Genomic DNA, 24,404 nt, shown 5'->3' with positions numbered 1-24,404 from the left:
ATGATTTGCGGCGGCGCAGCGTCGCCGACAGCGTCACATTCCGCTATCCTCGCAGGTCTGCATCCGACGAGGAGATCCGATGTTTCGCCCGACCCGTTCCCTGCGGCGCGCCGCCGTCGCCGCGGCATGGCTTGCCGCCGCATCCACCGCCCCCGCGCTGGCGGCCGGCCCGGACAAGTTCGCCGTCCCCGGACTGGAAAAGCCTGCAACGGTATTGATCGACCGCTGGGGCGTGCCGCATATCTACGCCAACACGCTCTATGACGCGTTTTTCGTGCAGGGCTTCGTGGCCGCTCGGGACCGGCTGTTCCAGATCGATCTGTGGCGCAAGCGTGGGCTGGGCGAAATGGCGAAAGACTTCGGTCCGGCCTATGTGGAAGGCGATCGCATGGCGCGCGCCGTGTTGTTCCGTGGCGATATGTACCGCGAATGGCTGGCCTACGGATCGGATGCCAAGCGTGTGGCCGAGGCCTTCGTGGCGGGCGTCAATGCGTACATCGCGCAGACCGAGGTCCATCCGGAACTGCTGCCTCCCGAGTTCAAGCTGATCAACTACAAGCCGTCGCGCTGGCGTGCCGAGGATATCGTGCGTATCCGTCATCACGGGCTGACGTTGAACCTCACTGGCGAGATCGACCGGGCGCAGATCTTCTGCTACGCGAAGCCGAACGCGGTACGGGCGGACTGGGTTCGCCGAGAACTCGATCCGCAGATCGAGCCGAAGGTGCCAGACGGGCTCGACCCGTGCACGGTCCCCGCTGCCGAGTTGCGCAAGGCGTACGAACTTGCCACGGCCGCGCCGCGCTTCCCGAAGGACGTGTGGCAATCGGGCACGCGTGCCGAGAACATCCCGGTGGACCAGCTTTATGCGACGGTCGATGCGTCGAGCGATACCGCACGCAGCCTGGGGTCGAACAACTGGGTGATCGCGGGCAGCCGCACCGCCACGGGGCGACCGATCCTGGCCAACGATCCGCATCGCGCGCACGGTGCGCCGAGCCTGCGCTATATCTCCCACCTGAATGCGCCGGGCTTGTCGGTAATCGGCGCAGGCGAGCCGTTCCTGCCCGGTATTTCCATCGGTCACAACGGCACGATTGCTTTCGGCCTGACGCGGTTCTACATGGACCAGGAAGACCTCTATGCCTATGAGACCGATCCCGCCCAGCCGCACGAATACAAGTACAAGGGCCGCTGGGAGCCGATGGAGACGGTGACCGAGCAGATCGCAGTGCGTGGCGAGGCGACGCCACGCAAGGTCACGATCGACTTCACGCGCCACGGCCCGGTGCTCTATGCCGACTCGAAGAACAACCGCGCCTGGGCGCTGCGCGCGGCGTGGCTCGACCTCGGCATGGCACCGTACTTCGGGTCGATGGACTACATGCGCGCCCAGAACTGGGATCAGTTCCGCGCGGCGATGAACCGCTGGGGCGCTCCTGGCGAGAATCAGGTCTATGCGGACCGCTTCGGCAACATCGGCTGGCTCCCGGGCGGATTGACCGTCAATCGGCCGAACTGGGATGGCCTGATGCCGGTGCCCGGGGACGGACGCTACGAATGGGCCGGCTATCGCAACATGGACGAACTGCCGTGGGCGTTTAATCCGGCGCCGGGATTCGTGGTCACTGCCAACGAGAACACGATCCCGCCCAATCACCCGGCAGCCAAGCTCGGCGTCGGCTACGAATGGGCCGAAAGCTCGCGCGCACGTCGGCTCAGGGCGCTGGTGTCGGCCAATCCGCGCAGTTCGGTGGAGGACTCGATGGCATGGCAGAACGACACGGTGTCATTGCCCGCGCAGCGGATGGTGACGTTGCTCAAGCCGCTCGCCAGCAGCGATGCGCAGATTCAGCGCGGGCTGGATCTGCTGCGCGGCTGGGATGGCAACGAGCGTGCCGACAGCGCGCCCGCCGCGCTGTTCGAGGTCTGGTTCAGCAAGCATCTGCGTACTGCGGTGGTGCGGGCCGCGCTCGCGCCGGAGGCTGCGCGGCTGATTGGCGCGGGCGATCCGAGCCGCGTGATCGCCGTGCTGGAGCGGCCTGACAGCTGGATGAGCGTCGAGAAGCGCAACGACGTCATGCTGGCCTCGCTGAAGTCGGCCATGGTCGAAGTCGAGAAGAGGCTGGGCCCTGACCCGAAGACCTGGCAATGGGGCAAGCTTCACACGGCGGTGTTCGAGCATCCGCTGCATGCGATCCTCGACGCGCAGCAGCGCCAGCAGTTCGACGTGAATGCGGGGCCGATCGGCGGGTCATCGTTCACGCCGATGAATACGAGCTATCGCAATAACGACTTCCAGCTCACTGCAGGCGCGTCGTTCCGCATGGTGGTCGATGTCGGCAACTGGGATGCGTCGCGCGTGGTGAACACACCGGGCCAGTCGGGCAACCCGGCCAATCCGCACTATCGCGATCTGGCGCCGCTGTGGGCGAAGGGCGAGTATTTCCCGCTGCTGTACTCGCGCAAGGCGGTGGAGAAGGAAAGCAAGGAGAGGCTGGAACTGGTGCCGCAGTGATGGATCGTGGCACGGCCTGCCGGGTGGCCTGACTGGGGCCGAGTCCTGCATTGCAGGGCTCGGCCCTTTTCTCTTTGCGGAGCCTTACCTGATCAGGCCAGGCCCCGGCCGTTCGCGGCTCAGTGCATTTCGTGCATGTCGCGCTTCAGGTCGGCAAGCTCGAGGTGCATGGCGCTGACTGCATCCATGACCCGATGGTGGAGGCCGTCGGTATCGTGGCAAACGCGTTCAGCGCGATCGCCCATCCGTTCGAGATCATCGACGCACTGACGGATGCGGCCCTCGTTGCGGGACGACATGATCTTCTTCGCGGACTTGCATTCCTTGTCGAGCTCGTCCATGCAGCTCATCAAGTCCTTGGGAATCGCCGAATCGGCGTGGATGGTCTTCGATGTCTCGCTGACCGTGCGCTGCAGATGCGAAAAACGTGTCTGGATTTCACTGGCTTGTAGCATGGTGCCCCCTTCTTGAACATCCTTGCGGATGTGTTCAGGTTGCAGGTAGTGGAGTGTTATCCGCTCCAGTTCCAGTCTAGTCAGGATTGCCAGGCATCCGGAAAAGCCGCACTCGCGACCCGGGTGAAATATCCCGCAGGGTGATCCATCGGTCGTGCATGGCGCATGTGCGCGTGCACGCGGCGCTACCTCCTGCCGATTGTCGGGAGTCCCGCATGTGATGCGTCTGCCTTGCCGGATACGCGCCTCTAAGTCGGGTTGTCCGAACCCGACGAAATTGCTGCGCGCTCGCCCTTGCCACGTGTTGCGATCCAGCAAAGGATGGATCCCGCGCATACCATCGCGGCGCCTTTCCAGAATGCGAACGACAGCGGTGCGTGCAGCAGCGTGGCGGCCAATGCGGCCGACAACACCGGGATGAAGTACGACGCGCCAGCCAGCACTGTCATATTGCCGTGGAGGATGCCGACGTTCCACGCGGCATAGCCGAAGCCCATGGCGCAGGCGGCCAGCAGCAGGTAGATCGCGCCCGTCATGCTGAGGACCATCGTTTCACCGTCCGTGAACAGATACTTCCCCCACAGTGCGAGCGCCGTCAGCATGAAGAACAGCGTGACCGCGTTCTTGCCCTGTGCGTACCGGCTCGTCACCGTGCAGTAGCCCGCCCAGATCATTGCGCCGGCAAAGGCCAGGCCGTAGCTGAGGGGGTTGTCCTGAATATTGGCGGCCATGCTCGGCAGGTCCAGGCCCTGATCGCCACCGAGCACCGATGCAATACCCAGCAGGGCCACCAGAAAGCCTGGCAGGATCAGCCAGTTGGCGCGCTGACGATTGAACAGGATGGCGGCCAGCATCGTGAAGGACGGCCAGAGATAGTTGACCATGCCGACTTCGATGGCCTGCCTGCCGGTATTGGCATAGCCAATGGACAGCGACAGGCACAGCTCGTAGGAAACGAACAGCACGCTTCCCCAGAGCAGATAGATTCGAGGCAGCGCCCGCGTCCGGGGCGGGCCGACCGTCAACCAGAGCAGCGCCGATGCGACCGTGTAGATCAGGGCCGCCCCACCGGTCGCGCCGAAGCTCTGACTGACGCCGCGGATCAGGCCGACGATCGCGCTCCAGAAAAGGACCGCGACAAGCCCGATCAGGGTTGCCTGTTTGCTGCTTCGCGTGACTGCCATGTTGCGTGGAACGATCGATGTGGACGGGAGAGACGCGATTCTACTGCGTCATGTCCGCCTTATCGATCGGGCCACGCAACCGGGGTTCACGCCCCAAGTGCCATCTCCAGCACCCGTGCCACGTGCAGCGCCTGCCTGTCGGCGCCGTCATGGATCTGATGGCGGCAGCTTGTGCCATCGGCGACCACCAGCGTCCGCGCATCGGCGCCGCGCACCGCCGGCAGCAATGCAAGCTCCCCCATCTTCATCGACACCTCGTGGTGCTCGGCCTCGTATCCGAAGTTGCCCGCCATGCCGCAGCATGACGATTCGATCAGCGAGGTCTTGAGTTCCGGAATCCAGCCGAGTACCTGCTCCACCGGCCGCACGGCATCGAACGCCTTCTGGTGGCAGTGTCCATGTAGCAGGGCCTCGGTGCTGCCGATAGGCTTCAGCGTGGGAGCAAATCGACCGGCCGCATGTTCGCGCACCAGGAACTCCTCGAACAGGAACGCATTGTTCGCCAGCAGCCGCGCCGCGTCGCCATAGCCGTACTGCAGGAATTCATCGCGCATGGAGAGCAGGCAGGACGGTTCCAGGCCCACCACGGCCACGCCGCGCGAGACGAACGGCAATAGCGTATCGAGCGCGCGCCGGGCTTCGGCCCTGGCTTCATCGACCAGCCCGGCCGCCAGGAACGTGCGGCCGCAGCACAAAGGCCGCTCGCCCGGAACCCCGGACAGATGCACGGTGTATCCGGCCGCTTCGAGCACGCGTTGCGCCGCGCGCGCGTTCTCCGGTTCCATGTGATTGTTGAACGTATCGACGAACAGCACGACTTCCTTGCCGCCGACGGGCCGGGACACGTAGTCATCGCGCAGGAACGCCGATTGCCAGCGGGGCAGCGAGCGTCTGGCCGACAGGCCGAGCAGGCGTTCAGTCAGTTGCGGCAGGCCGGGCACGCGGTCGCGCAGGTTGAACAACCAGCGCAGCCGGCTGGCGGTGCCCGCGTAGCGCGGCAGGAAGGCCACGAGCCTGTCACGCGCGCGCAGCCGGCCCGCGCTGGCGTTGGCGGCGCGCACCTCGATCTTCATCTTCGCCATGTCGATGCCGGTCGGGCAGTCGCGCTTGCATCCCTTGCAGGAGACACACAGGTCCATCGTGTCCCTGACCGCGACGTCGAGCAGTCCCTCGGTGCCAAGCTGACCGGACAGGGCGAGCCGCAACGTGTTGGCGCGGCCACGCGTCAGGTGCTGCTCGTCACGTGTGACGCGGTAACTCGGGCACATGGTGCCGGCGTCGAACTTGCGGCAATGGCCGTTGTTGTTGCACATCTCCACCGCTGCAGCCAGCCCGTTTGCCGGATCGGTGCCGGTGCCCGGCGCGCTCTCGGCCTCGGTGACCGGGTCCCGCGTGACGTTCCATGCCGACCAGTCGAGCGCTGGCCGCATCGGCTTGACCGAGTAGCTCGGTGGGAAACGGAACAGCGATGTGTCATCCATCTTTGGCGTGCGCACGATCTTGCCAGGATTGCAGCGGTTCTCGGGGTCGAACAGTGCCTTGACCTCCTCGAACGCGCGCGCCAGCGATGGGCCGAACTGCCAGGCCACCCATTCGCCGCGGCAGATGCCGTCGCCGTGCTCGCCCGAGTACGCGCCCTTGTACTCGCGCACCATCGCGGCGGCTTCCTCGGCGATGGCGCGCATCTTGGCCGCGCCGTCGCGCCGCATGTCGAGGATTGGCCGCACGTGCAGTGTGCCGACGCTGGCATGGGCGTACCAGGTGCCGCGCGTGCCGTGCTTGTGAAACACCTCTGTCAGCCGGGACGTGTACGCGGCCAGATGCTCGAGCGGCACGGCGCAGTCTTCGATGAACGATACCGGCTTGCCGTCGCCCTTCATGCTCATCATGATGTTGAGGCCGGCCTTGCGCACTTCCCACAGCGCCTTCTGCGGACCAGGCTCCGGCATTTCCACCACCGAGCCCGGCAGGCCAAGATCGGCCATCAGCTCGACCAGTCGGGCCAGTCCCTGCAGCGTGGCCGCGCGATCCTCGCCGGCGAACTCAACCAGCAGTATCGCTTCCGGCTCGCCCACCAGCGCGCGGTCGATCACGGGGCGGAATGCGGGGTTGTTGCGGGCCAGGTCGATCATGGTGCGATCGACCAGTTCCACGGCCGCCGGCTTCAGCGCCACGATATGGCGCGTGAGATCCATCGACTGATAGAACGTCGGGAAATTCACCACACCCAGGGTCTTGTGCTTGGGCAGTGGCGCGAGTTGCAGCGTGATGTGGCGGAAATAGGCGAGGGTGCCTTCCGATCCCACGAGCAGATGCGCCAGATTGACGCTGCCGTCGGCGGTATAGGGCCGCTCGCTGTGCGGCGCGAAGATATCGAGGTTGTAGCCGCCCACGCGGCGCAACACGGTCGGATACATCTGCGCGATGGCGTCGCGCTCGCGCATGGCGATGCGGCGCACGCCGTCGGCAATGGCCCGGTGTGGCGCCGACTCGGCCGGCCAGTTGGAATCGAAGCGCACGTCCTCGCCGCTGGCCAGGATGGCCTGGACGCCGAGCACGTTGTGCACCATGTTGCCGTACTGGATCGAGCGCGATCCGCACGAATTGTTGCCGGTCATGCCGCCAATCGTGCATTGCGCGGCGGTCGATACGTCGACCGGGAACCAGAGGCCGTGGGGCTTGAGCCATGCGTTCAGATGGTCGAGCACGATACCGGGTTGCACGGTCACCGTGCGCGCCACCGGATCGAAGTCGATGATCTGGTTCAGGTACTTGCTGTTGTCGATGACCAGCGCCTCGCCCACGGTCTGCCCGCACTGGCTGGTGCCGCCGCCGCGCGGCAGCAGCGGCGCCTTGAAGTCCCGGGCGATGTCCAGCGCCAGCCGCGCATCGGCTTCGTCGCGCGGTACCACCACGCCGATCGGCATGACCTGGTAGATCGACGCATCGGTGGCATAGCGGCCACGGCTGGCGTTATCGAACAACACTTCGCCGCGCAGTTCGGCGGCCAGGCGCCGGTACAGCGGCGATTGCAGGGCGGGTGCCGCCGCGCCGGGCATGAAGCGCAGCGGTTGCACGCCGGGTGGCGTGGGGGTGGTTGGCAAGGCCATGGACTTCTATGTCTCCGGTTGCGTGCGCTGGGAGACGCCGTCATGGCCATGCGATGACGCGCACCGGGTGCGCGTGTCGCGTCAGGTCAGGCGGCGTCCTGCGCGCGTTCTAGTTCGGCGATCAGCGCGTCGTGCTTGTGCTGCAGGTGCGCGCGCAGGATGTCACGCAGCGCGGCCCCATCGCGCTTCGACAAGGCATCGAGCATCTCGCCGTGCTCGCGCACGGCCATGTCCCATTTGTCCTGATCGAAGTTCGAGCGGAAGCGCAGCGCCTGAATGCGCAGGTTGATGCGTCGATAGGTCTCCTCGAGGATCGGATTGCGCGCCGCCGCATTGATCGCGTCATGGATGCGGCGGTTCAGCGCGTAGTAATTGGGCAGGTCCCGCCGCGCGTGGCAAGCGAGCATTTCGTAGTGGAGCGCGCGAATCTCGTTCAGCTCGGCATCGGTGATGCGCTGGCAGGCCAGCTCGCCGGACATCGCCTCGAGCGCGCCCATCATCTCGAACAGGTGGTTGATCGCCTCCTGCGACAGCACTACCACCTCGGCGCCCCGGTTCGGCAGCAGCGTCACCAGCCCGTCACCGGCCAGGACCTTGAAGGCTTCACGCAGCGGCGTGCGCGAAACCTGGAGCAAGTCGCACAGCACGCGCTCGTTGAGCCGCGTGCCCGGTGCGAGGTCGCCCTCCATGATCATCGTGCGCAGGCGCTGAGCCACCGCCACATGCAGGATCTGGCGGTCGACGGCTTGCGAAGGGGTGGTCGGGTTTGTGCTCATCAGGGATCGTGTGGCTTGACAGTATTGTATTCAAAACCTAATCTTGGGCAAGCTCGAACTGCAATTTGGCGCATCAGGTTGCGCCAGAAACAACGCAGTCGGTGCAATGAAATCCAGATAGCCATTGATTTATAAGGATTTATTGCGGAGAGGCAGGCACTTGCGTCCGCCAACATTATCCCGCATGACGGACGCGCAGTGCATCTCTGTTTTTTGAATACAAAATTCAAATATAAGGATACGAGGCGACATGCTCCGATTGAACTCACATCCCAGTGGCCGGCATTTCCTGCAGATCCCCGGACCCACCAACGTGCCCGACCGCGTGCTGCGCGCGATGGATTACCCGACGATTGATCACCGGGGCCCCGAATTCCAGCAACTGGGCAAGAAGGTGCTGGCCGATATCCGCAAGATCTTCCAAACGACCCAGCCCGTGGTGATCTATCCGGCGTCGGGGACGGGGGCGTGGGAGGCCGCGCTGGTCAATACGCTGTCCCCCGGCGACAAGGTGCTGATGTATGAGACCGGCCATTTCGCGTCGCTCTGGAAGAAGATGGCCGACAAGCTCGGCGTGAACGCCGAGTTCATCGTGGGCGACTGGCGTCATGGCGTGGATGCCGCTGCAATCGGCGCGCGCCTGGCCGAGGACCGCAACCACGAGATCAAGGCCGTCTGCGTGGTCCACAATGAAACCTCGACCGGCGTGACGTCCGACATCGCCGCGGTGCGCCGCGCGATCGACGCGGCTGGCCACCCCGCGCTACTGCTGGTCGATACGATTTCCTCGCTCGGTTCGGTTGACTATCGCCATGACGAATGGGGTGTCGATGTAACGGTGTCGGGCTCGCAGAAGGGGTTGATGTTGCCGCCCGGCATCTCGTTCAACGCCGTCAGCGCGAAAGCGATCGCCGCATCGGCCAAGGCCAGGTTGCCCAGGGCGTTCTGGGGCTGGGATGAAATCATCGAAGCCAACAAGAACGGATTCTGGCCCTATACGCCGGCCACGAACCTGCTCTATGGCCTGTCGGAAGCGTGCGACATGCTGCTCGAAGAGGGCCTGCAGAACGTGTTCGCGCGCCATCGCCGCCATGCCGAGGCCACGCGCGCCTGCGTCAACGCATGGGGGCTCGAGATCCTGTGCCAGAACCCGTCCGAGTACAGCCCGGCGCTGACTGCCGTGGTGATGCCGGAAGGCCATAGCGCCGACACGTTCCGCAAGATCGTGCTCGAGCACTTCAACATGTCGCTCGGGCAGGGCTTGTCGAAGCTGTCCGGCAAGGTCTTCCGCATCGGGCATCTGGGCGATTTCAATGACCTGACGCTGATGGGCACGCTGGCCGGCGTGGAGATGGGCTTCGCACTGGCGGGCGTGCCGCACCATGCAGGCGGTGTACTGGCCGCCATGGACAGCCTGCGCGCCGCAGCATCGCAGCCGTCGCTGCGCGCGGCCTGAGGTTTCAAGCAGCAGCAAGAAGAGAGCGTCCAGCAGAGGCGCTCCCGACTACAAGGCCGATGCACCACAGAGCGCACGGCCGCCACCCAAAGGAGACAGACCATGACGTTGCGTTATGCCGCACGCGCGCTCGCGTGCGCTTCGTTGCTAGGTGTTGCGTGGGCCAGCCCCGCGTTCGCGTGGGAGCCTACCAAACCGGTCGAGGTTGTCGTGCCGTTCAGCGCGGGCGGGGCATCGGATCAGATGGCGCGTTCCATCCAGGGCATCATCGCCAAGCACAAGCTGATGAACCAGCCGATGATCGTCGTGAACAAGGCTGGCGCCAGCGGGGCCGAAGGGCTGATGGACACCAAAGCGTCGAAAGGTGACGCGCACAAGCTGCTGGTGACCTCGTCCGCGCTCTACACGGTGCCGATGATCAGCCAGTTGCCCTTCAACTGGCGCGACCTGACGCCGGTGGCCATGGTGGCGATGGACGAGTTCGTGCTCTGGACCAACGCCGAGGCGCCGTACAAGACGCCGGCAGACTACATTGCCGAGGCGAAGAAGCAGCCGGGCAAGCTCAAGATGGGCGGCACCAGCTCCAAGCGCGAGGACCAGATCATCACCGCGCAGGTCGAGCGCAAGGCCGGCGTGCGCTTCATCTACATCCCGTACAAGGGCGGTGGCGAAGCGGCGACGCAGCTCTCGGGCAAGCATATCGACTCCAACGTCAACAACCCCTCCGAATCGATTGGTCAGTGGCGCGCCGGCGAGCATCGCGCGCTGTGCGTGTTTGCGCCAGATCGCATGCAGTACACGAACAAGATTACCGGCACGCAAAGCTGGGGTGACATCCCCACCTGCAAGGAGCAGGGGCTGGACGTGCAATACCAGATGCTGCGTGTGTTCATGCTGCCCGGCGGTGTCACGCCAGATCAGCAGAAGTACTACGTGGATCTGATGCAGAAGGTGGTGGCCACGCCGGAGTGGAAGGAGTATCTGGAGAAGAACGCGCTCAAGAACGATTTCCTCACGGGCCAGAAGTTGACCGAGTTCCTGACGGCCGATGAAACGCGCCACAAGGACATCATCAAGGAAGCGGGTTTCCTGGCGGCGAAGTAAGACCGCAGAGCGAGTGCTGATGGCTTGCCCCCTCTCCCATGAATGGGATGGGGGGCAACGATCCGGGGGGACACATTCATGAGCGAACAATTACATGACACCGCGCCGGCGGCGATCACGGTGCGTGCGGCGGAAATCGCCACCGCGCTGCTGATCGCCATCGGCGCGGTGGTGGTGATGGTCAGCAACTACCAGGTTGGCGCGGGGTGGGAGCCGGACGGCCCGCAGGCCGGCTATTTTCCGATGCGGATTGGCGCGATCATCTTCATCGCGTGCATGGTGGTGCTGTGGCAGGCGTGGCATGGCGAGAAAAACAAGGTGTTCGTCACGTGGCCGCAATTGCGGCAGGTGGCGGTGATCCTGGTGCCGCTGACGGTCTACGTCGCGCTGATCGCCTTCCTGGGCATCTACGTGGCATCGGCGATCTTCATTGCGGGTTTCATGCTCGTGATCGGCAAGTTCGCATGGTGGCGCGCGGTGCTGACTGGCGTGGCCATCAATCTGGTGCTGTTCTGGATCTTCGAGATGCAGTTCCGCGTGCCGTTGCCCAAGGGACCGCTCGAAGCGGCCCTCGGATTCTGAAGGGGACCGGCATGGAAGAACTCAATGCGTTGATGGGCGGCTTTGCCGTGGCGATGTCATGGCACAACGTCGGACTGATGCTGGTGGGCATCCTGCTCGGCATCGTCGTGGGCGTGCTGCCCGGTCTGGGTGGCCCCAACGGCGTGGCGATCCTGCTGCCGCTGACGTTTTCGATGGAGCCGACGTCGGCCATCATCATGCTGTCGTGCATCTACTGGGGCGCGCTGTTCGGTGGCGCGATCACGTCGATCCTGTTCAATATTCCCGGCGAGGCGTGGTCCGTGGCCACCACGTTCGACGGCTACCCGCTTGCGCAGCAGGGTGAGGCGGGACGCGCGCTGACGTCGGCCTTCACTGGGTCGTTTCTCGGCGCGCTGGCCGGTGTGCTGCTGATCACGTTCCTGGCGCCGCTGGTGGCGAAGTTCGCGTTGCGCTTCGGGCCGCCGGAATTCTTCGCGGTTTACTTTCTGACGTTCTGCAGCTTCGTCGGCATGGGCAAGGAAGCCAAGGCCAAAATCGTGATCGCGATGTGCATCGGGTTCGCGCTGGCGGCGGTCGGCATGGATACGGTTTCCGGCACGCTGCGCATGACGTTCGGCTCCACCGAACTGCTGCGCGGGTTCGACTTCCTGGTGGCTGTTATCGGCCTGTTCGGCATCAGCGAAATCCTGATGACGATGGAGGAGGGCGTAGCCTTCCGTGGCAAGCGGGCCAGTATCGACCTCAAGGTGGTGCTGAAGACCTGGGCCGAACTGCCGCGTTACTGGATGACGCTGATCCGTTCGTCGATCATCGGTTGCTGGCTTGGCGTGACGCCGGGCGGCGCGACGGCCGCATCGTTCATGGGCTACGGCGTGGCCAAGCGTTTCTCACGCAAGCGTGAGACGTTCGGGCGCGGCAACGTCGAAGGCGTGATCGCGCCGGAGTGCGCCGCGCACGCGGCCGGCACCAGCGCGTTGCTGCCAATGCTGGCGCTTGGCATTCCGGGGTCAGCCACGGCGGCGGTGCTGCTGGGTGGCCTGATGATCTGGGGGCTGCAGCCGGGGCCGTTGCTGTTCACCGAGCAGAAGACCTTCGTCTGGGGGCTGATCGCGAGTATGTACCTGGGCAATCTGGCGGGCCTGATCGTGGTGCTTTCCACGGTGCCGCTGTTTGCCGCCATCCTGCGCATTCCGTTTGCGATCATCGCGCCGCTGATCCTTGTGGTCTGCGCGATCGGCGCGTTCACAGTGCACAACGCGATGTTCGACGTCTGGCTCATGCTGATCTTCGGCGTGATCGGGTATGTGCTCAAGAAGCTTGAGTATCCGCTGGCGCCGCTGGTGCTGGCATTGGTACTGGGCGATCGCGCCGAGGATGCATTCCGGCAGACCATGCTGATGTCGCAGGGCGAACTCAACGTGTTCTGGTCCAACGGGCTCGTCGGCACGATCATGGCGCTGGCGGTGGTGATCCTGGTCTGGCCGATGTTTGGCAGCCTGCTGGAGAAGACCCGGCGCCGCAAGGTCGTGTCGGCCCATCAGGGAGCGTCCGAATGAGCGATGACATTCAGCAGGAAGGGACGTTGCTGGTGACGCGCGAGGATGCCGTCGCCACCATCGTCCTGAACCGGCCCGCGAAGCTCAATGCCTTCACGCTCGATATGTGGCGGCAGCTTGGCGAGGCGTTCCGCGAGCTTTCCGCCGATGACACGGTGCGCTGCGTCGTCGTGCGTGGCGCGGGGGACCGCGCGTTTTCGCCGGGCAACGATATCGGCGAATTCGCCACTACGCGTTCCAACAAGCAACAGGCCACGGCCTATGGCGCGGTCATGCATGGCACCGCGCAGGCGATGCAGGACTGCCCGCACCCGGTAGTGGCGCAGATCCACGGCATCTGCGTGGGTGGCGGGCTCGAGGTCGCAGCCATGGCCGATATCCGCATCTGTGGCCAGAGCAGCCGTTTCGGCGCGCCGATCAAGAATCTCGGGCTGGTGATGGCGCACGCTGAGATGGCGCCGCTGGTGCGGCTGATCGGCACGTCGCGCACGCTCGAACTGCTGTTCGAAGGGCGCATCGTCGATGCGGCCGAGGCGTACGCGATGGGGCTGGTCTCGCGCGTGGTGCCCGATGACCGCGTGGCCGACGAGGCGCGTGCCACGGCGCAGCGGATCGCTTCCGGCGCGCCGCTGGTGGCCCGTTGGCACAAGCGCTTCGCCCGGCAACTGGCCGAAGGCAAGCCGCTATCGGCCGCCGATCTCGATGCTGCGTTCGACTGTTTCGATACCGAGGATTTCCGCACTGGCTATCGCGCGTTCCTGGCCAAGGAGACGCCGAAGTTCAGCGGTCGCTAACCTGGGAGCAGACCGATGTCCGATTCCCCTGCAATCGCGCCGGGTGCGTTGTCCGGCCTGCGTGTGCTGGAACTCGCGCAGATCATGGCCGGGCCCACCTGCGGCATGATGCTGGCCGATCTCGGCGCCGACGTGATCAAGATCGAGAAGATCGATGGTGGCGACGACGCGCGTGGCTATCGCGAGCCGACCATCAACGGCGTGTCGGCGCCGTTCCTGATGCTGAACCGCAACAAGCGCGGCATCGCCCTTGACCTGAAGACACCCGAAGGCCGCGAGGTGTTCCTGCGCATGGTGCGCAACGCCGACGTGGTGATTGAGAACTTCCGCAAGGGCACGCTGGAGAAGCTCGGGCTTGGCTACGACACGCTGTCGCGCGAGAACCCGGGCCTGATTTATTGCGCGATCTCGGGCTATGGCCGCACCGGGCCGTTCGCGGACAAGGGAGGCTTCGATCTGATCGCGCAGGGTTACACAGGGCTTATGAGCATTACGGGCGAGGAGGGCGGGCCGCCGCTGCGCACCGGGAATTCCATCGCCGATATCAATGCGGGCATCCTGGCGGCGTTCGGCATTCTTGCCGCGTATCAGCATCGGCAGAAGACCGGGCGCGGGCAGATCGTGGAAACGTCGCTGATCGAGGCCGGCCTGCAGCAGCTCTACTGGCACGCGGCGATCCATTTCGCCACGGGCGAGTCGCCGGGGCCGAGCGGGTCGGCGCACGTGCTGGCCACGCCATACCAGGCATTTCCGACGCAGGACGGCCATATCATCGTTGGCGGCGCGAACGAGAAGAACTGGGCGCGTATCGCACAGGTTCTCGGACATCCGGAATGGGTCGAAGACCCACGTTTTCGGCGCAACGCCGACCGGATGCGTCATCGCGACACGTTGCTTCCGGAGATGGCCGGCATCCTGATGACGCGCCCGTCCGCTGACTGGCTGGCGGCATTCGATGCAGCGGGCGTCCCGGCCGGACCCGTGCATTCGATTGGCGAGGCACTGAACCATCCGCAGACGCTGGCGCGTGGCATGGTGGTACGGCAACAGCACGCGGAAGCCGGGCCGATCCGGACGCTGGGGCTGCCGATACAGCTATCGGAAACGCCGGCGCAGTACCATCGCCCGTCACCGAGGCTGGGCGAACATACGCGGACGTTGCTGGCGGAATGCGGTTATGGCGAGGCGGAGATCGAGGCGATGCTCGAAGCCGGCGTGGTCACGGAGACGGCCGCATCGGCGGCGACCGTGACCGAGATATAGGTGGGTATCGGGCGCTTACCCGACGTAGAACAGGATGCTGATGAACTGGCACATGCTGCCGCCCAGCACGAACAGGTGCCAGATGCCGTGGAAGTGGCGCACCTTCTCGTCGAACAGGAAGAAGCCGATGCCGGCAGTGTAGATGGCGCCGCCGGCCACGAGCCAGTACAGGCCTACGGGCGGCAGGGCCGCCGCCAGCGGGCCGAACGCGATCAGCACCAGCCAGCCCATGATCACGTAGATGGCCAGCGAGAAGATGCGGGTGCGATGGCCGATCCAGAGTTCCTGAATGATGCCGGCCACGGCCAGCCCCCAGTTGACGCCGAACAGGGTCCAGCCCCAGGGGCCACGTAATGTGACCAATGCGAACGGGGTATAGCTGCCGGCGATCAGCAGGTAGATCGCGCAATAGTCGAGGCGGCGGAAGATGTCCTTCGCGGGGCCGCGAACGCTGTGGTAGACGGTGGAGATCGTGTAGAGCAGCACCAGCGTGGTGCCATAGACGACGGAGCTGACGACCTTCCAGGTGTCGCTGTGGAGTGCCGATGAAGTGACTAGCACCGCCATGCCAGCCGCCGAGAGCACCGCTCCTGCCAGGTGGCTATATCCGTTGAACCGTTCGCCGCGATACATCCCCAATGCCTCCGTCCGCGCTGTGGACAAGTGGCCATTCTGTCACGGATCGCCCGGCGTGCAGGCCGATCCGCGCAAACAACAGGGTCATGTACACTTGCCGGCTGGCGTCCGCACCGGGTTTGCCTGGCGTAGGCGTCACTCCCGAGAACCTGACACGACGAATATCCCATGAAGAAACTCTCCCTGATCCTCGCCGCCGTGGCGCTGGGCGCCGCAGGTATCGCGCAGGCTGAAACGCTGCCGTCCGGCGTGGTGATCGAGCATGTGACCAAGGGCACCGGCGCTTCGCCGAAAGCAACGGATACGGTCAAGGTCCACTACCGCGGCACGCTGACCGACGGCAAGGAGTTCGACAGCTCCTACAAGCGCGGCCAGCCGATCTCGTTCCCCCTGAACCGCGTGATCCCGTGCTGGACCGAGGGCGTGCAGAAGATGCAGGTCGGCGGCAAGGCCAAGCTGACTTGCCCGGCCTCCACGGCCTACGGCGAGCGCGGCGTGCCGGGCACGATCCCGCCGAACGCGACGCTGAACTTTGAAGTGGAGCTGCTGGGGATTGGCGGCTGACGATTGAAGGGGCCGGCGGATTCAGGGCCGGCTCTCGCTCCACCCCCGTTTCCCCGTGTATAGACCGGGAACGGGGCGCAAACCATAAGAACAAGAACATGCCGGTAGACTCGGTCTTTCTTATCGTCGCCCTCGGCGCCATCGTTGCCGGATTTGTGCAGGGCCTGTCTGGCTTCGCGTTTGGCATGGTGGCCATGTCATTCTGGGCCTGGGGCGTCGAACCACGCCTGGCTTCGGCGATGTCCGTGTTCGGCGCGCTGACCGGCCAACTGCTTGCAGCCTTCACCGTGCGCCGCAAGTTCCATCTGGCCACCGTGCTGCCGTTCCTGCTGGGCGGCATCGTCGGCATTCCCATCGGGGTCAGCATCCTGCCCCGCCTCGACGTCCATCTGTTCAAGCTGTGCCTTGGCATCGTCCTGGTGATTTGGTGCCCGATCATGCTGTTCTCGAACCGCATTCCGCCGATCCGCCGTGGCGGCCGGCTGGCCGATGCCGTGGTCGGCGCCATCGGCGGCATCATGGGTGGCATCGGCGGGTTCACCGGCATTGCGCCAACGCTCTGGTGCACGCTGCGAGGCTTCGACAAGGACAAGCAGCGGGTGGTGATCCAGAACTTCAACCTCGGCGCATTGCTGGTGACGATGGCCGTGTATGTGGGCACCGGCATCATCACGCGCGACATGTTGCCGATGTTCGCCATCGTGGCCCCGGCCATGCTGATTCCCACATTGCTCGGCACGCGGGTCTACATTGGTATCAGCGACATCGCGTTCCGGCGCATCGTGCTGACGCTGCTGACCTGCTCGGGTATTGCCATGCTGGTCGCGGCAATCCCGAAGCTTTAAGAAAGAGCTGTATTAGGCGCTTTGTCGTGGGTGGATATCAGGGTTTATATTGACGTCCTTCTTTTGCCCGCAGCAAGTGATCGGCTTCACCATGAACAAGCGCTTCTATCTCTTCTGTGCCACCACGTGGGCTGCGGCCGCCGTCCTGATCCTGGGCCAGGGTTCCATGGCCACGGATGCGCTGAGCGGCGTGATCGCGCTGGCTGGCTTCGATCTGCTGCGTCCCTGAGGGCTTGCGCACGCATCGCGTTAACACCATCGGTTCATGGCATTTTCGATGCCCGCGGCATAGGCTTGGTGATGGATTGTGCGTACTCATCGCACGATGGTCTCAACCGTTCCCGCAGGAGAATCCCGATGAAGGCACTCACCATTGCAGTGGCAGTTGCAGTCTTTGTACCCGGGCTGGCGTTTGCGGCGGGACCGGCAAGTCCCTCTGATCGCTATGACTACGACATGCATACGACTAACAAGGACGGCTATGTGCCCGACCCGGCGCGCACGAGCAACAAGGATGGCTATACACCCGACGCCGCCCGGGCCGGCGACAAGTTCGATCCCTACACGCAGGGCGCGAACCAGAGCACGTCATCAGCTCTGACCGATAGCAAGAGCACCGCCAAGAAGTCGAGCAAGTCTCACAAGAAGGCGCCTGCCGCACCGACGGCGGCGACCCAATGAGTGACAAGATCTGGTTGGAAACAAGGCCCCGCATTCGCGGGGCTTCTTTTTTGGGGCCTTCGCAGGGTCCTGAGAACAGCCTTGGTCCAATGTTCGCCGGCAGCAGCCGAACAGGGTGCCCGACGGCGGCGAAGCTAGAAGCTTGACCCCCCTGAAGCGGGGTGTAACGCTTCTTTCGTTGTGTTGTCAACATCGTTCGATTATGTTGCCGGGCTGGACACCGTCCATCGATAACTGCGCCGACGCTGTCGCGCACGCCAACAAAACGCCCGGGCGAATCGGGCAAGCAAGAAAAAGAATCAAAAGAATATTCACCCTGTCACCGAACAGGGAACGGGAGAAACGGGTTGAACACGCCAACAAGGTCGGCCGGGCAGCGCTCGCCCGGCATTTTGCGTTCTGCGTGACGAAATTTCTGCGGTACCAGCACGCTGCCCGGCTCATGTCCGTGGCAGGTGCCTGACATCATGCCGCCCCGCAACGGCGGCCCCGACCGCACGCCCTCCTCTCCATGCCTGCGCCTTCTACGACGCCGTCATCGCCGACTGGATTGACATCCTCTTCGTAGTTTCAGTACCCCGGCAGTTCGCTTCAAGCGCCCCGGAGTCCTGTCCGAACTAGCGACACCCGCTTTGCTTTCACGAAAGCTCGTCTTGTGACGCGGCCAGCGATTCCGTTTGCAGCATTTCCACATCATCCAAGAAGAACCAATGAAAAACACCCAACGGAAACTGGCTGTGCTCCCCTTGGCATGCCTTGCCGCCACGCTGGCAGCGTGCGGCGGCGATTCCTCGGAGTCGGGCACGGCGGCAGCCACGCCCACCAGTACGCCGGCGGCGACGCCTGCCGGCAGCATGATTTATACCGGTGTTACCGACCCCACGAGCAGTATTGGCGTCAACGGTGATTTCTATCTCAATTCGGCCACGTCCACGCTGTTCGGCCCGAAGGCAAATAGCGCCTGGTCCGCAGGCGTATCGCTGATCGGGCCAGCAGGCACGCTGATCCGCTATGGGACGCGTGACCCGATTGCCAGCGACGGCAACGATGGTGACTTCTACCTGAACACCGCCACCAGCACGCTGTTCGGACCGAAGGCGGCAGGAGCGTGGCCGATGCCGGGCAAATCGCTGATCGGCGCAACGGGTGCGGTTGGTGCGACCGGCGCTACCGGTGCTACCGGTGCTACCGGTGCCACGGGTCTGCAGGGCATCCAGGGGGTCACCGGACCAACCGGTGTGACGGGTGCTACTGGTGCCACCGGCGCTGGCGTGACGGGACCGCAGGGCATTCAGGGCATTCAGGGCCCCACCGGCCCTGCCGGTGCTGCAGGGCCGACTGGTGCTACGGGGGCTACAGGTGCGACGGGCGTGACGGGTCCCTCAGGTGTGACGGGTCCCACGGGGCCGCAAGGAGTGCAGGGCATTCAGGGCCCCACCGGTACCACGGGCGCGACGGGTGCGACGGGCGCCACAGGGGCAACTGGTGCCACGGGGGCCACGGGGGCCACCGGGCCTGCGCTCTATACGGCGAATTTCGTTGTGGGCAATGGAACGACCTTTGGCAATGCCACCTACATCATGACGGGGTCGGGTCTGACCCCTATCGCCACACAGCCGTATCTTGGCGTCTTGCTGCCAATCAATTGCAGCACACTGACGCTGTCGACGGCCGTGGCGGGCATCCCGCCTGCACCCTATGCGATGGAGGTCTTCAAGATTCAGCCTCCCTCGACAACCGTCACGTCAACAGGGCTTCGGTGCCAGGCCAACAGCTCTGGAGCTAGCTGTACGCAGACCCAGACTGGCACCTATGCGGCTTCCGCTGGGGAGGTGCTACAGGTCCAGTTGACGGGTACTACGCCGTTTAACACCTGGTCGGGCGCTGTCTATGCCACGCTGACGTGCCAGTGATCGAAGGCGGGCATCGATAGGCTGATGGCGGGTCATGGGCTCGGAGCATCGCTCCGGGCCCATCCGTCTCGTGCGAACCCTTGCGCCGCCTGTTCAATGTCCCGCCCCATTGCCCGAAAATCGCCAACCCGTCTCCACCGAGAACCAAAGCCAATGCGAATCTGCCTGTCGATGATCGTCAAGAACGAGGCCGCCGTGATCGAGCGCTGTCTGCGCGCGGTGCGCCCGCACATTCACGCCTGGGCGATTTCGGATACGGGGTCGACCGACGGGACACAGGACATTATTCGCAATACGCTCGGTGACCTGCCAGGTGAACTGATCGAACGTCCATGGGTGGACTTCTCGACCAACCGCAATGAAGCGCTCGCGCTGGCGGCCAAGCACGGTGACTACGCGCTGCTGATCGATGCCGACGACACCATCGAGGCTTCGGAACTCGGCGAACTGACCGCCGACTGCTATGACCTGCCCGTCCAGTTTCGCTCGCTGACCTACAGTCAGCCACATCTGATCCGGCTGGGCCACGGGTTCTTCTATACGGGCGTGACCCACGAATACATCGACTGCAACCGCCCGTATAGTCGCGACACCTTGAAGAACGCGATCTATCGCATTGGCGACGACGGCGCACGGCGCGTGAGCGGCAGGAAGTTCGTGGAAGACGCAGGGATACTGGAGAAGGCACTCGCAGCCGATTCCGGCAATACGCGTTACCAGTTCTATCTCGCCCAGAGCTATCGTGATGGCGGTCTGGTGGACAAGGCCATTGCCGCCTATGCGAACCGCGCCACCATGGGCGGGTGGGATGAGGAAGTCTATTACTCGATGTTGCAGATGGCGGTGCTGAAGGAGGGCGGCGGAGCGTCGCCCGGGGACATCGTCGAGGCCTACCTCGAGGCCTACAACTACCGGCCGACACGGGCCGAAGCGCCTTGCGAGCTCGCGCGCTATTTCAGGCTGCGGCAGCGCCATGTCCTGGCCCGCGACTTCGCGCGTGTTGCCACCGGCATCGCCCAGCCCGATGACCGGCTCTTCATGGACCAGACCGTCTATGACTGGCGCGCGCGTGACGAGCTGTCGATTGCGCTGTACTGGTGCAATGAACGCGATGAAAGCGCGCGGCTCTGCCGCGAACTGCTTGCCGATCCGCGCCTGCCGCGCGAGCAGCACGATCGCGTGACGCGAAACCTCGCCTTTGCAATCGGCGATGTCCCGGGCTGAAGCTGCCGACGAAGCAACGTCTATCGGGTGGAACCGTCGAGGCTGGCCTCGATCTGCGCGATCAGGTCTTCCATCCAGCGCCGCAGCAGCGTGTCCGACATGACCGTTGCCGTGCTGCGCACAAGCACCCGGTACACCTTGCCGCGCGGGATCTTCGAGACGTGCGCGGGGTCGGGCCAGGCCTTGTTGCCGGCCAATAGCAGCAGCGTCTCCAGGCCAATCAGGATCGGCCACAGGCAGGCCAGCCGCAGCCGGATTGCCGTGCGTGGAATCGCGAACGTGTAGGCCATCGCTTCGCGGAAATGCGCGAGCGAGACATGCAGCAGTTCGTCCAGAATTGGCCGCGCGCGCAGCGCATTGGCCGGGTCCATCAGGTCGCGTGGCGTCATGCCATGTCGCTCCAGGATCTCGGTCGGCAGATAGCACCGGCCGATGCGCAGATCCTTACCGCAATCACGCAGCACATTGACCATCTGCAATGCCTTGCCGAAGCGGACACCTCGGCGCAGCATCGTCTCGGGCGCTGCCGTCAGCGTGCCCGGCTGGTGGGCATAGGTCATCGTGGTCCAGAACTCCCCCACACAACCGGCCACGAGATACGTGTAGCGATCGAGCTCGTCCATCGTCCGCAGCGCGGCCACCTGGCCCGAGCGCTCGTCGGGGAACGTGCGCAGGTCGAATTCCATGCCTTCGGTCAGCGTATCGACGATACCGCGGACGGCGGTGCGATCAGATGCATCGAGCTGGTTCAGCACGCCAAGCGCGGGGCCGATCGATTCCAGCAGTACCTTCTCGTCGGATTGGGTTTGCTGGCTGGCAACTTCCGCGCTCAGCCGTTGCGCGAGCGAACCGTCGTTCTGGGTGCCGTTGACGTGCTGCCGTAGCGCCAGCAGCAGGTCTAGTCGTTGCACGGGTGGAATCAGCGAGGTATCCGCGATGGTGTCCGCGGCGCGTGCCAGCAGATAGGCCAAGCCGACGGGGTCGCGCATGCCCTCGGGCAGGATGCGAAGCGTCAGGTAGAACGAACGGGAAACCCCCTTCAGCAGCGGGCCGAGCAGAAAGGCCCGGTTCGGATTTGGCATGGCATGGTGATCGCACGATGGGACGGCGCATTGTATCCGCCAAAGCTGACGAACTCGTCTGGCCTCAACTTGGCCCTGCCAAGCTTGCGCGTATTAAACCTAGTATCGAACCTCGATGAGGTGATGCATTCTCTCAAATGACAACACATCGGGCCGGATAACCGGTACTAAGGAGACAAAGCATGAACAATCTCAGTATCCAACGTCGCCAATTCCTGACGAGCCTGGTGGGAGCTGCCGCTGCAAGTAGCCTGCCGCGATGGGCTTACGCGCAAGCGGCATACCCGAATAAACCAGTGCGCGTGATTGTGCCCTTTGCAGCTGGGGGCACGACCGATGTGGTTGCCCGCCTCATCATGCAAAAGGTGGGGGAGCTGATGAAGGCCTCGTTCGTGATCGAGAACAAGGGCGGTGCCAACGGCATCATCGGTACGGGCGAGGTGGCCCGTGCTGCGGCGGATGGCTATACGCTGTTGTTCAACACCGCTGGCGCCCAAACGCTAAGCCCCGTGATCTACAAGGCCCCATATGAGGCAGCGTCCAGCTTTGCGCCGGTGGCGCGGGTGTGCGATGTTGGCTTTATCGTCATCGTGCGCAAGGATCTGCCGGTCAAGAACATGGCTGACTTGATCGCTTTGGCCCGGAAAGCGGACAAGCCGCTCGCGGCCTCGTCCGGCAGCAGCATGATCAACCTGATCACCGAGCAGTTCAAGCGCGTGGTCGATGCACCGAACGTCACCAATGTGCAATACAAAGGCACAAGCCTGCAAATGCAGGCCGTGGCTTCGGGGGAAGTCGATTTTTCGTTCGACTCCTTTGCCGCAGTGGAATTGATCAAGGCGGGTCGCGTCAAGGCGCTGGCGGTTATTCTGCCGCAGCGCGCCGGGTCTTTTCCAGACGTACCTACGTTCAAGGAACTGGGTATCAAGGACATGGAGTTCAATTCCTGGGCAGGGCTGCTGGCACCCAAGGGGACGCCCAAGGAGATCGTCACCGCGCTGGCGCAGAACGTCGAAAAAGCAAAACAGATGCCGGACGTGGTCGCCAAGCTCAAGCAGTATGACTATGTCATGGCCAACAGCACGCCGGAAGCCTTTGGCAAGGAGATCCAGGCGGAAACCGATCGCTGGAAGCAAGTGGTGAAGGAAACCAACTTCAAGATCGAAAGCTGATTCGGCATAGTCCTGAAGAAGCACTCCGTCGGCGCGTTGTCCTGGGTGTCGGCGCGCCGATGCGGCGAATTCCTGATGATGGCGCTGCTTGTCAGGTATGCTGTTTCTCTTGCGCGTAGTTGGGATCAGTGTTTTCCCGTGGCTACAAGGCAGTGTCCTGCCTCAGGCGCAGATCCGTCCGAGTTCCCTGTGCGGTACATGCGTGGCGTGCACGCCACGCCCGAGGAATCCGCGCCTACCCGCAAAGCCAGGCCTGACGCGGCCGTATGGCCAGCAAGGGGAAAGAACCGTCCACCTACGCAAAACTACTGCATCGAGGTCATTCCCATGTCATGGGTGCTTATGCATAATTTCCTGAATCTGGGCCTCAAGGATTGTATTGATGCGTGTGACGATTCGAACCACGACGATTCCCGGAGCTCCTGACCGAGCTGCACTTCATCGCGCGGCGGTCTACCTCAATACCGAGGAAGATGCCTCGCCGCTGATGGTCAGTGCGTGGAGTCAACGTGAACCCGAAGCATTCCTCGCCGCCCAGCGCTGGGCGCGCAACCATGCTTATCAGGTATCGAATCCCCGCAACGGCACGTATTACGGTGGACGCACCGCGCGTTGATTCCAGCGCCCGCATGACGCCGTGAAACGCCTGCTGCTGTGGTGTCTGGCGCTGATTGCGTCGGGGCAGGCTTGTGCCGACGCTGGCCTGCTCGAACGCATGGTCGGCGGATTTTCGCGCGACAGCCTCTGGAAGAACGTCCAGGAGCGCTGCCTGACACCGGCTACTCCCACACATTCCGATTGCGTCATCGTTGATCGCCAGCGGGGCTTTGTCCTCTACAAGGACATGATTGGCGCCTCGCATTACCTTGTCATTCCCGTGCGGCCGGTCAGCGGCGTCGACGACGCGCGTGTCTGGTCCGATCGCGAGCACAATGCCTGGGCCTTTGGCTGGGCCGCGCGCGACATCGTGGGCAAGGCCATTGGCCGCGCGCTGCCGGACACCCTCCTGGGGCTGGCCATCAACGCGAGGGCGGCGCGCAGCCAGGATCAGCTTCACATCCATCTGGACTGCATCAGCGAAAGCGCGCGCGACTTCCTTGCCAGCGGCGCGTTCGACAGGCAGTGGCGCAGCCTGACGTTTCGCGGCAAGCCAGTGCGTGTCAGGCTGATTCCCTCGGACGATCCGGTTCTTGCGGTGGATCCGTTCGACGTGGTGCGCGAGGACCTCGGCGCCGACGGCAAGATCGCCGACCGGGGCGTATTCCTGGGCTATGTTCGTCCCTTGCAGGGCCAAGCCGGCTTCGTTGTGGTCGATGAACCAGTCGACAAGGCGGGCGGCGCAAACGGCCATGCCAGCGATTTCCTGGATCGCGGCTGCAAGCTAGGCCGGGCGCAGCCAGGCCGGTAGCCGAAAAATTCTGCCTGCCAGAACGTAGCGGTGATGACCGTTGCACAAATGGCCGATATTCGCCGCTTTGTTTCCCCCGATCATTTCGTCTGACGTCTT

Annotated in this window: 22 protein-coding genes; 16 read left to right on the top strand and 6 right to left on the bottom strand. The window is 64.0% G+C overall.

The window, feature by feature from the left end:
* Positions 1-79 precede the first annotated feature (79 nt).
* Positions 80-2,518: a penicillin acylase family protein gene (locus WD006_RS19925; protein WP_029308777.1), complete on the top strand. Its 2,439-nt coding sequence runs from the start codon at positions 80-82 to the stop codon at positions 2,516-2,518.
* Positions 2,519-2,637: 119 nt separating this feature from the next.
* Here WD006_RS19925 and WD006_RS19920 read toward each other — a convergent pair whose 3' ends face one another.
* The 4 genes from WD006_RS19920 to WD006_RS19905 form a co-directional block, all read right to left on the bottom strand.
* On the bottom strand, positions 2,638-2,973 hold the full coding sequence (locus WD006_RS19920) for a hypothetical protein (RefSeq protein ID WP_011520037.1): 336 nt from the start codon (positions 2,971-2,973) through the stop codon (positions 2,638-2,640).
* A gap of 248 nt (positions 2,974-3,221) precedes the next feature.
* Entirely contained in the window at positions 3,222-4,157 is a 936-nt protein-coding gene (gene yddG, locus WD006_RS19915) for an aromatic amino acid DMT transporter YddG (RefSeq protein ID WP_029308778.1), read from the bottom strand.
* Positions 4,158-4,243: 86 nt separating this feature from the next.
* A complete protein-coding gene (locus tag WD006_RS19910) occupies positions 4,244-7,267 on the bottom strand; it encodes an FAD-binding and (Fe-S)-binding domain-containing protein (RefSeq protein WP_029308779.1) in 3,024 nt (1,007 codons plus the stop codon).
* Between the two features lie 86 nt (positions 7,268-7,353).
* The gene (locus WD006_RS19905; protein ID WP_011520034.1) at positions 7,354-8,043 is read right to left on the bottom strand and encodes a GntR family transcriptional regulator; all 690 of its coding nucleotides are present in this window, start codon (positions 8,041-8,043) and stop codon (positions 7,354-7,356) included.
* A 250-nt stretch (positions 8,044-8,293) separates the two neighbouring features.
* Between WD006_RS19905 and WD006_RS19900 the strand changes: the two genes are divergently transcribed.
* The 6 genes from WD006_RS19900 (at position 8,294) to WD006_RS19875 (ending at position 14,780) form a co-directional block, all read left to right on the top strand.
* Entirely contained in the window at positions 8,294-9,499 is a 1,206-nt protein-coding gene (locus WD006_RS19900) for a pyridoxal-phosphate-dependent aminotransferase family protein (RefSeq protein WP_024570173.1), read from the top strand.
* Between the two features lie 102 nt (positions 9,500-9,601).
* Positions 9,602-10,603: a Bug family tripartite tricarboxylate transporter substrate binding protein gene (locus WD006_RS19895; RefSeq protein WP_008641542.1), complete on the top strand. Its 1,002-nt coding sequence runs from the start codon at positions 9,602-9,604 to the stop codon at positions 10,601-10,603.
* A gap of 78 nt (positions 10,604-10,681) precedes the next feature.
* The gene (locus WD006_RS19890; RefSeq protein WP_029308780.1) at positions 10,682-11,185 is read left to right on the top strand and encodes a tripartite tricarboxylate transporter TctB family protein; all 504 of its coding nucleotides are present in this window, start codon (positions 10,682-10,684) and stop codon (positions 11,183-11,185) included.
* 11 nt (positions 11,186-11,196) lie between these two features.
* Positions 11,197-12,723 (top strand): tripartite tricarboxylate transporter permease, encoded by a 1,527-nt coding sequence (locus WD006_RS19885; RefSeq protein ID WP_008643148.1) that lies wholly within the window; start codon positions 11,197-11,199, stop codon positions 12,721-12,723.
* Positions 12,720-13,517 carry an enoyl-CoA hydratase/isomerase family protein gene (locus tag WD006_RS19880; RefSeq protein ID WP_011520031.1) on the top strand — a complete coding sequence of 266 codons (798 nt, stop codon included), beginning with the start codon at positions 12,720-12,722 and terminating at the stop codon, positions 13,515-13,517. The genes WD006_RS19885 and WD006_RS19880 overlap by 4 nt, the downstream gene beginning before the upstream one ends.
* 15 nt (positions 13,518-13,532) lie before the next feature.
* Positions 13,533-14,780, top strand: coding sequence for a CaiB/BaiF CoA transferase family protein (locus tag WD006_RS19875; RefSeq protein ID WP_011520030.1), 1,248 nt, complete (start codon positions 13,533-13,535; stop codon positions 14,778-14,780).
* A gap of 15 nt (positions 14,781-14,795) precedes the next feature.
* Here WD006_RS19875 and trhA read toward each other — a convergent pair whose 3' ends face one another.
* Positions 14,796-15,413, bottom strand: a complete 618-nt coding sequence (trhA, locus tag WD006_RS19870; RefSeq protein ID WP_029308781.1) for a PAQR family membrane homeostasis protein TrhA — start codon at positions 15,411-15,413, stop codon at positions 14,796-14,798.
* 171 nt (positions 15,414-15,584) lie between these two features.
* On the opposite strand from trhA, the gene WD006_RS19865 reads away from it, so the two are divergent.
* The 6 genes from WD006_RS19865 to WD006_RS19840 all read left to right on the top strand — a co-directional run bounded on the left by WD006_RS19865 (position 15,585) and on the right by WD006_RS19840 (position 20,643).
* Positions 15,585-15,980, top strand: coding sequence for an FKBP-type peptidyl-prolyl cis-trans isomerase (locus tag WD006_RS19865; protein WP_008643156.1), 396 nt, complete (start codon positions 15,585-15,587; stop codon positions 15,978-15,980).
* Positions 15,981-16,078: 98 nt separating this feature from the next.
* Positions 16,079-16,825, top strand: coding sequence for a sulfite exporter TauE/SafE family protein (locus WD006_RS19860; RefSeq protein ID WP_011520028.1), 747 nt, complete (start codon positions 16,079-16,081; stop codon positions 16,823-16,825).
* A 91-nt stretch (positions 16,826-16,916) separates the two neighbouring features.
* Positions 16,917-17,054 (top strand): hypothetical protein, encoded by a 138-nt coding sequence (locus WD006_RS19855; RefSeq protein WP_011520027.1) that lies wholly within the window; start codon positions 16,917-16,919, stop codon positions 17,052-17,054.
* A 128-nt stretch (positions 17,055-17,182) separates the two neighbouring features.
* Positions 17,183-17,506 (top strand): hypothetical protein, encoded by a 324-nt coding sequence (locus WD006_RS19850; protein WP_011520026.1) that lies wholly within the window; start codon positions 17,183-17,185, stop codon positions 17,504-17,506.
* A gap of 710 nt (positions 17,507-18,216) precedes the next feature.
* Positions 18,217-19,419, top strand: a complete 1,203-nt coding sequence (locus tag WD006_RS19845; protein WP_011520024.1) for a hypothetical protein — start codon at positions 18,217-18,219, stop codon at positions 19,417-19,419.
* A 153-nt stretch (positions 19,420-19,572) separates the two neighbouring features.
* Positions 19,573-20,643 (top strand): tetratricopeptide repeat-containing glycosyltransferase, encoded by a 1,071-nt coding sequence (locus WD006_RS19840; RefSeq protein ID WP_029308782.1) that lies wholly within the window; start codon positions 19,573-19,575, stop codon positions 20,641-20,643.
* Between the two features lie 20 nt (positions 20,644-20,663).
* On the opposite strand, the gene WD006_RS19835 is transcribed toward WD006_RS19840, so the two are convergent.
* Positions 20,664-21,725 (bottom strand): phytoene/squalene synthase family protein, encoded by a 1,062-nt coding sequence (locus WD006_RS19835; protein WP_029308783.1) that lies wholly within the window; start codon positions 21,723-21,725, stop codon positions 20,664-20,666.
* 182 nt (positions 21,726-21,907) lie between these two features.
* Here WD006_RS19835 and WD006_RS19830 point away from each other — a divergent pair, with 182 nt between their 5' ends.
* The 3 genes from WD006_RS19830 to WD006_RS19820 all read left to right on the top strand — a co-directional run bounded on the left by WD006_RS19830 (position 21,908) and on the right by WD006_RS19820 (position 24,305).
* On the top strand, positions 21,908-22,897 hold the full coding sequence (locus WD006_RS19830) for a Bug family tripartite tricarboxylate transporter substrate binding protein (protein WP_029308784.1): 990 nt from the start codon (positions 21,908-21,910) through the stop codon (positions 22,895-22,897).
* Positions 22,898-23,279: 382 nt separating this feature from the next.
* Positions 23,280-23,513, top strand: coding sequence for a hypothetical protein (locus WD006_RS19825; protein ID WP_008643166.1), 234 nt, complete (start codon positions 23,280-23,282; stop codon positions 23,511-23,513).
* 21 nt (positions 23,514-23,534) lie between these two features.
* Positions 23,535-24,305, top strand: a complete 771-nt coding sequence (locus WD006_RS19820; RefSeq protein WP_011520019.1) for a CDP-diacylglycerol diphosphatase — start codon at positions 23,535-23,537, stop codon at positions 24,303-24,305.
* Positions 24,306-24,404 lie beyond the last annotated feature (99 nt).

This window comes from Cupriavidus sp. Met-2 (genome assembly GCF_049843575.1).
Taxonomy (GTDB): domain Bacteria; phylum Pseudomonadota; class Gammaproteobacteria; order Burkholderiales; family Burkholderiaceae; genus Cupriavidus; species Cupriavidus metallidurans.
Note: the sequence above shows the minus strand (reverse complement) of the source record. Positions and strands in the feature narration are given on the sequence as shown.

Bases quoted from the DNA above. Each gene is read 5' to 3' on its own strand.
- WD006_RS19885 (WP_008643148.1), top strand. From the start codon at position 11,197: ATGGAAGAACTCAATGCGTTGATGGGCGGCTTTGCCGTGGCGATGTCA.
- WD006_RS19825 (WP_008643166.1), top strand. From the start codon at position 23,280: ATGCGTGTGACGATTCGAACCACGACGATTCCCGGAGCTCCTGACCGA.
- WD006_RS19835 (WP_029308783.1), bottom strand. From the start codon at position 21,725: ATGCCAAATCCGAACCGGGCCTTTCTGCTCGGCCCGCTGCTGAAGGGG.
- WD006_RS19840 (WP_029308782.1), top strand. From the start codon at position 19,573: ATGCGAATCTGCCTGTCGATGATCGTCAAGAACGAGGCCGCCGTGATC.
- WD006_RS19910 (WP_029308779.1), bottom strand. From the start codon at position 7,267: ATGGCCTTGCCAACCACCCCCACGCCACCCGGCGTGCAACCGCTGCGC.
- WD006_RS19880 (WP_011520031.1), top strand. From the start codon at position 12,720: ATGAGCGATGACATTCAGCAGGAAGGGACGTTGCTGGTGACGCGCGAG.
- WD006_RS19895 (WP_008641542.1), top strand. From the start codon at position 9,602: ATGACGTTGCGTTATGCCGCACGCGCGCTCGCGTGCGCTTCGTTGCTA.
- trhA (WP_029308781.1), bottom strand. From the start codon at position 15,413: ATGTATCGCGGCGAACGGTTCAACGGATATAGCCACCTGGCAGGAGCG.
- WD006_RS19850 (WP_011520026.1), top strand. From the start codon at position 17,183: ATGAAGGCACTCACCATTGCAGTGGCAGTTGCAGTCTTTGTACCCGGG.
- WD006_RS19905 (WP_011520034.1), bottom strand. From the start codon at position 8,043: ATGAGCACAAACCCGACCACCCCTTCGCAAGCCGTCGACCGCCAGATC.
- WD006_RS19845 (WP_011520024.1), top strand. From the start codon at position 18,217: ATGAAAAACACCCAACGGAAACTGGCTGTGCTCCCCTTGGCATGCCTT.
- WD006_RS19830 (WP_029308784.1), top strand. From the start codon at position 21,908: ATGAACAATCTCAGTATCCAACGTCGCCAATTCCTGACGAGCCTGGTG.
- yddG (WP_029308778.1), bottom strand. From the start codon at position 4,157: ATGGCAGTCACGCGAAGCAGCAAACAGGCAACCCTGATCGGGCTTGTC.
- WD006_RS19855 (WP_011520027.1), top strand. From the start codon at position 16,917: ATGAACAAGCGCTTCTATCTCTTCTGTGCCACCACGTGGGCTGCGGCC.
- WD006_RS19865 (WP_008643156.1), top strand. From the start codon at position 15,585: ATGAAGAAACTCTCCCTGATCCTCGCCGCCGTGGCGCTGGGCGCCGCA.
- WD006_RS19925 (WP_029308777.1), top strand. From the start codon at position 80: ATGTTTCGCCCGACCCGTTCCCTGCGGCGCGCCGCCGTCGCCGCGGCA.
- WD006_RS19900 (WP_024570173.1), top strand. From the start codon at position 8,294: ATGCTCCGATTGAACTCACATCCCAGTGGCCGGCATTTCCTGCAGATC.
- WD006_RS19875 (WP_011520030.1), top strand. From the start codon at position 13,533: ATGTCCGATTCCCCTGCAATCGCGCCGGGTGCGTTGTCCGGCCTGCGT.
- WD006_RS19890 (WP_029308780.1), top strand. From the start codon at position 10,682: ATGAGCGAACAATTACATGACACCGCGCCGGCGGCGATCACGGTGCGT.
- WD006_RS19860 (WP_011520028.1), top strand. From the start codon at position 16,079: ATGCCGGTAGACTCGGTCTTTCTTATCGTCGCCCTCGGCGCCATCGTT.
- WD006_RS19920 (WP_011520037.1), bottom strand. From the start codon at position 2,973: ATGCTACAAGCCAGTGAAATCCAGACACGTTTTTCGCATCTGCAGCGC.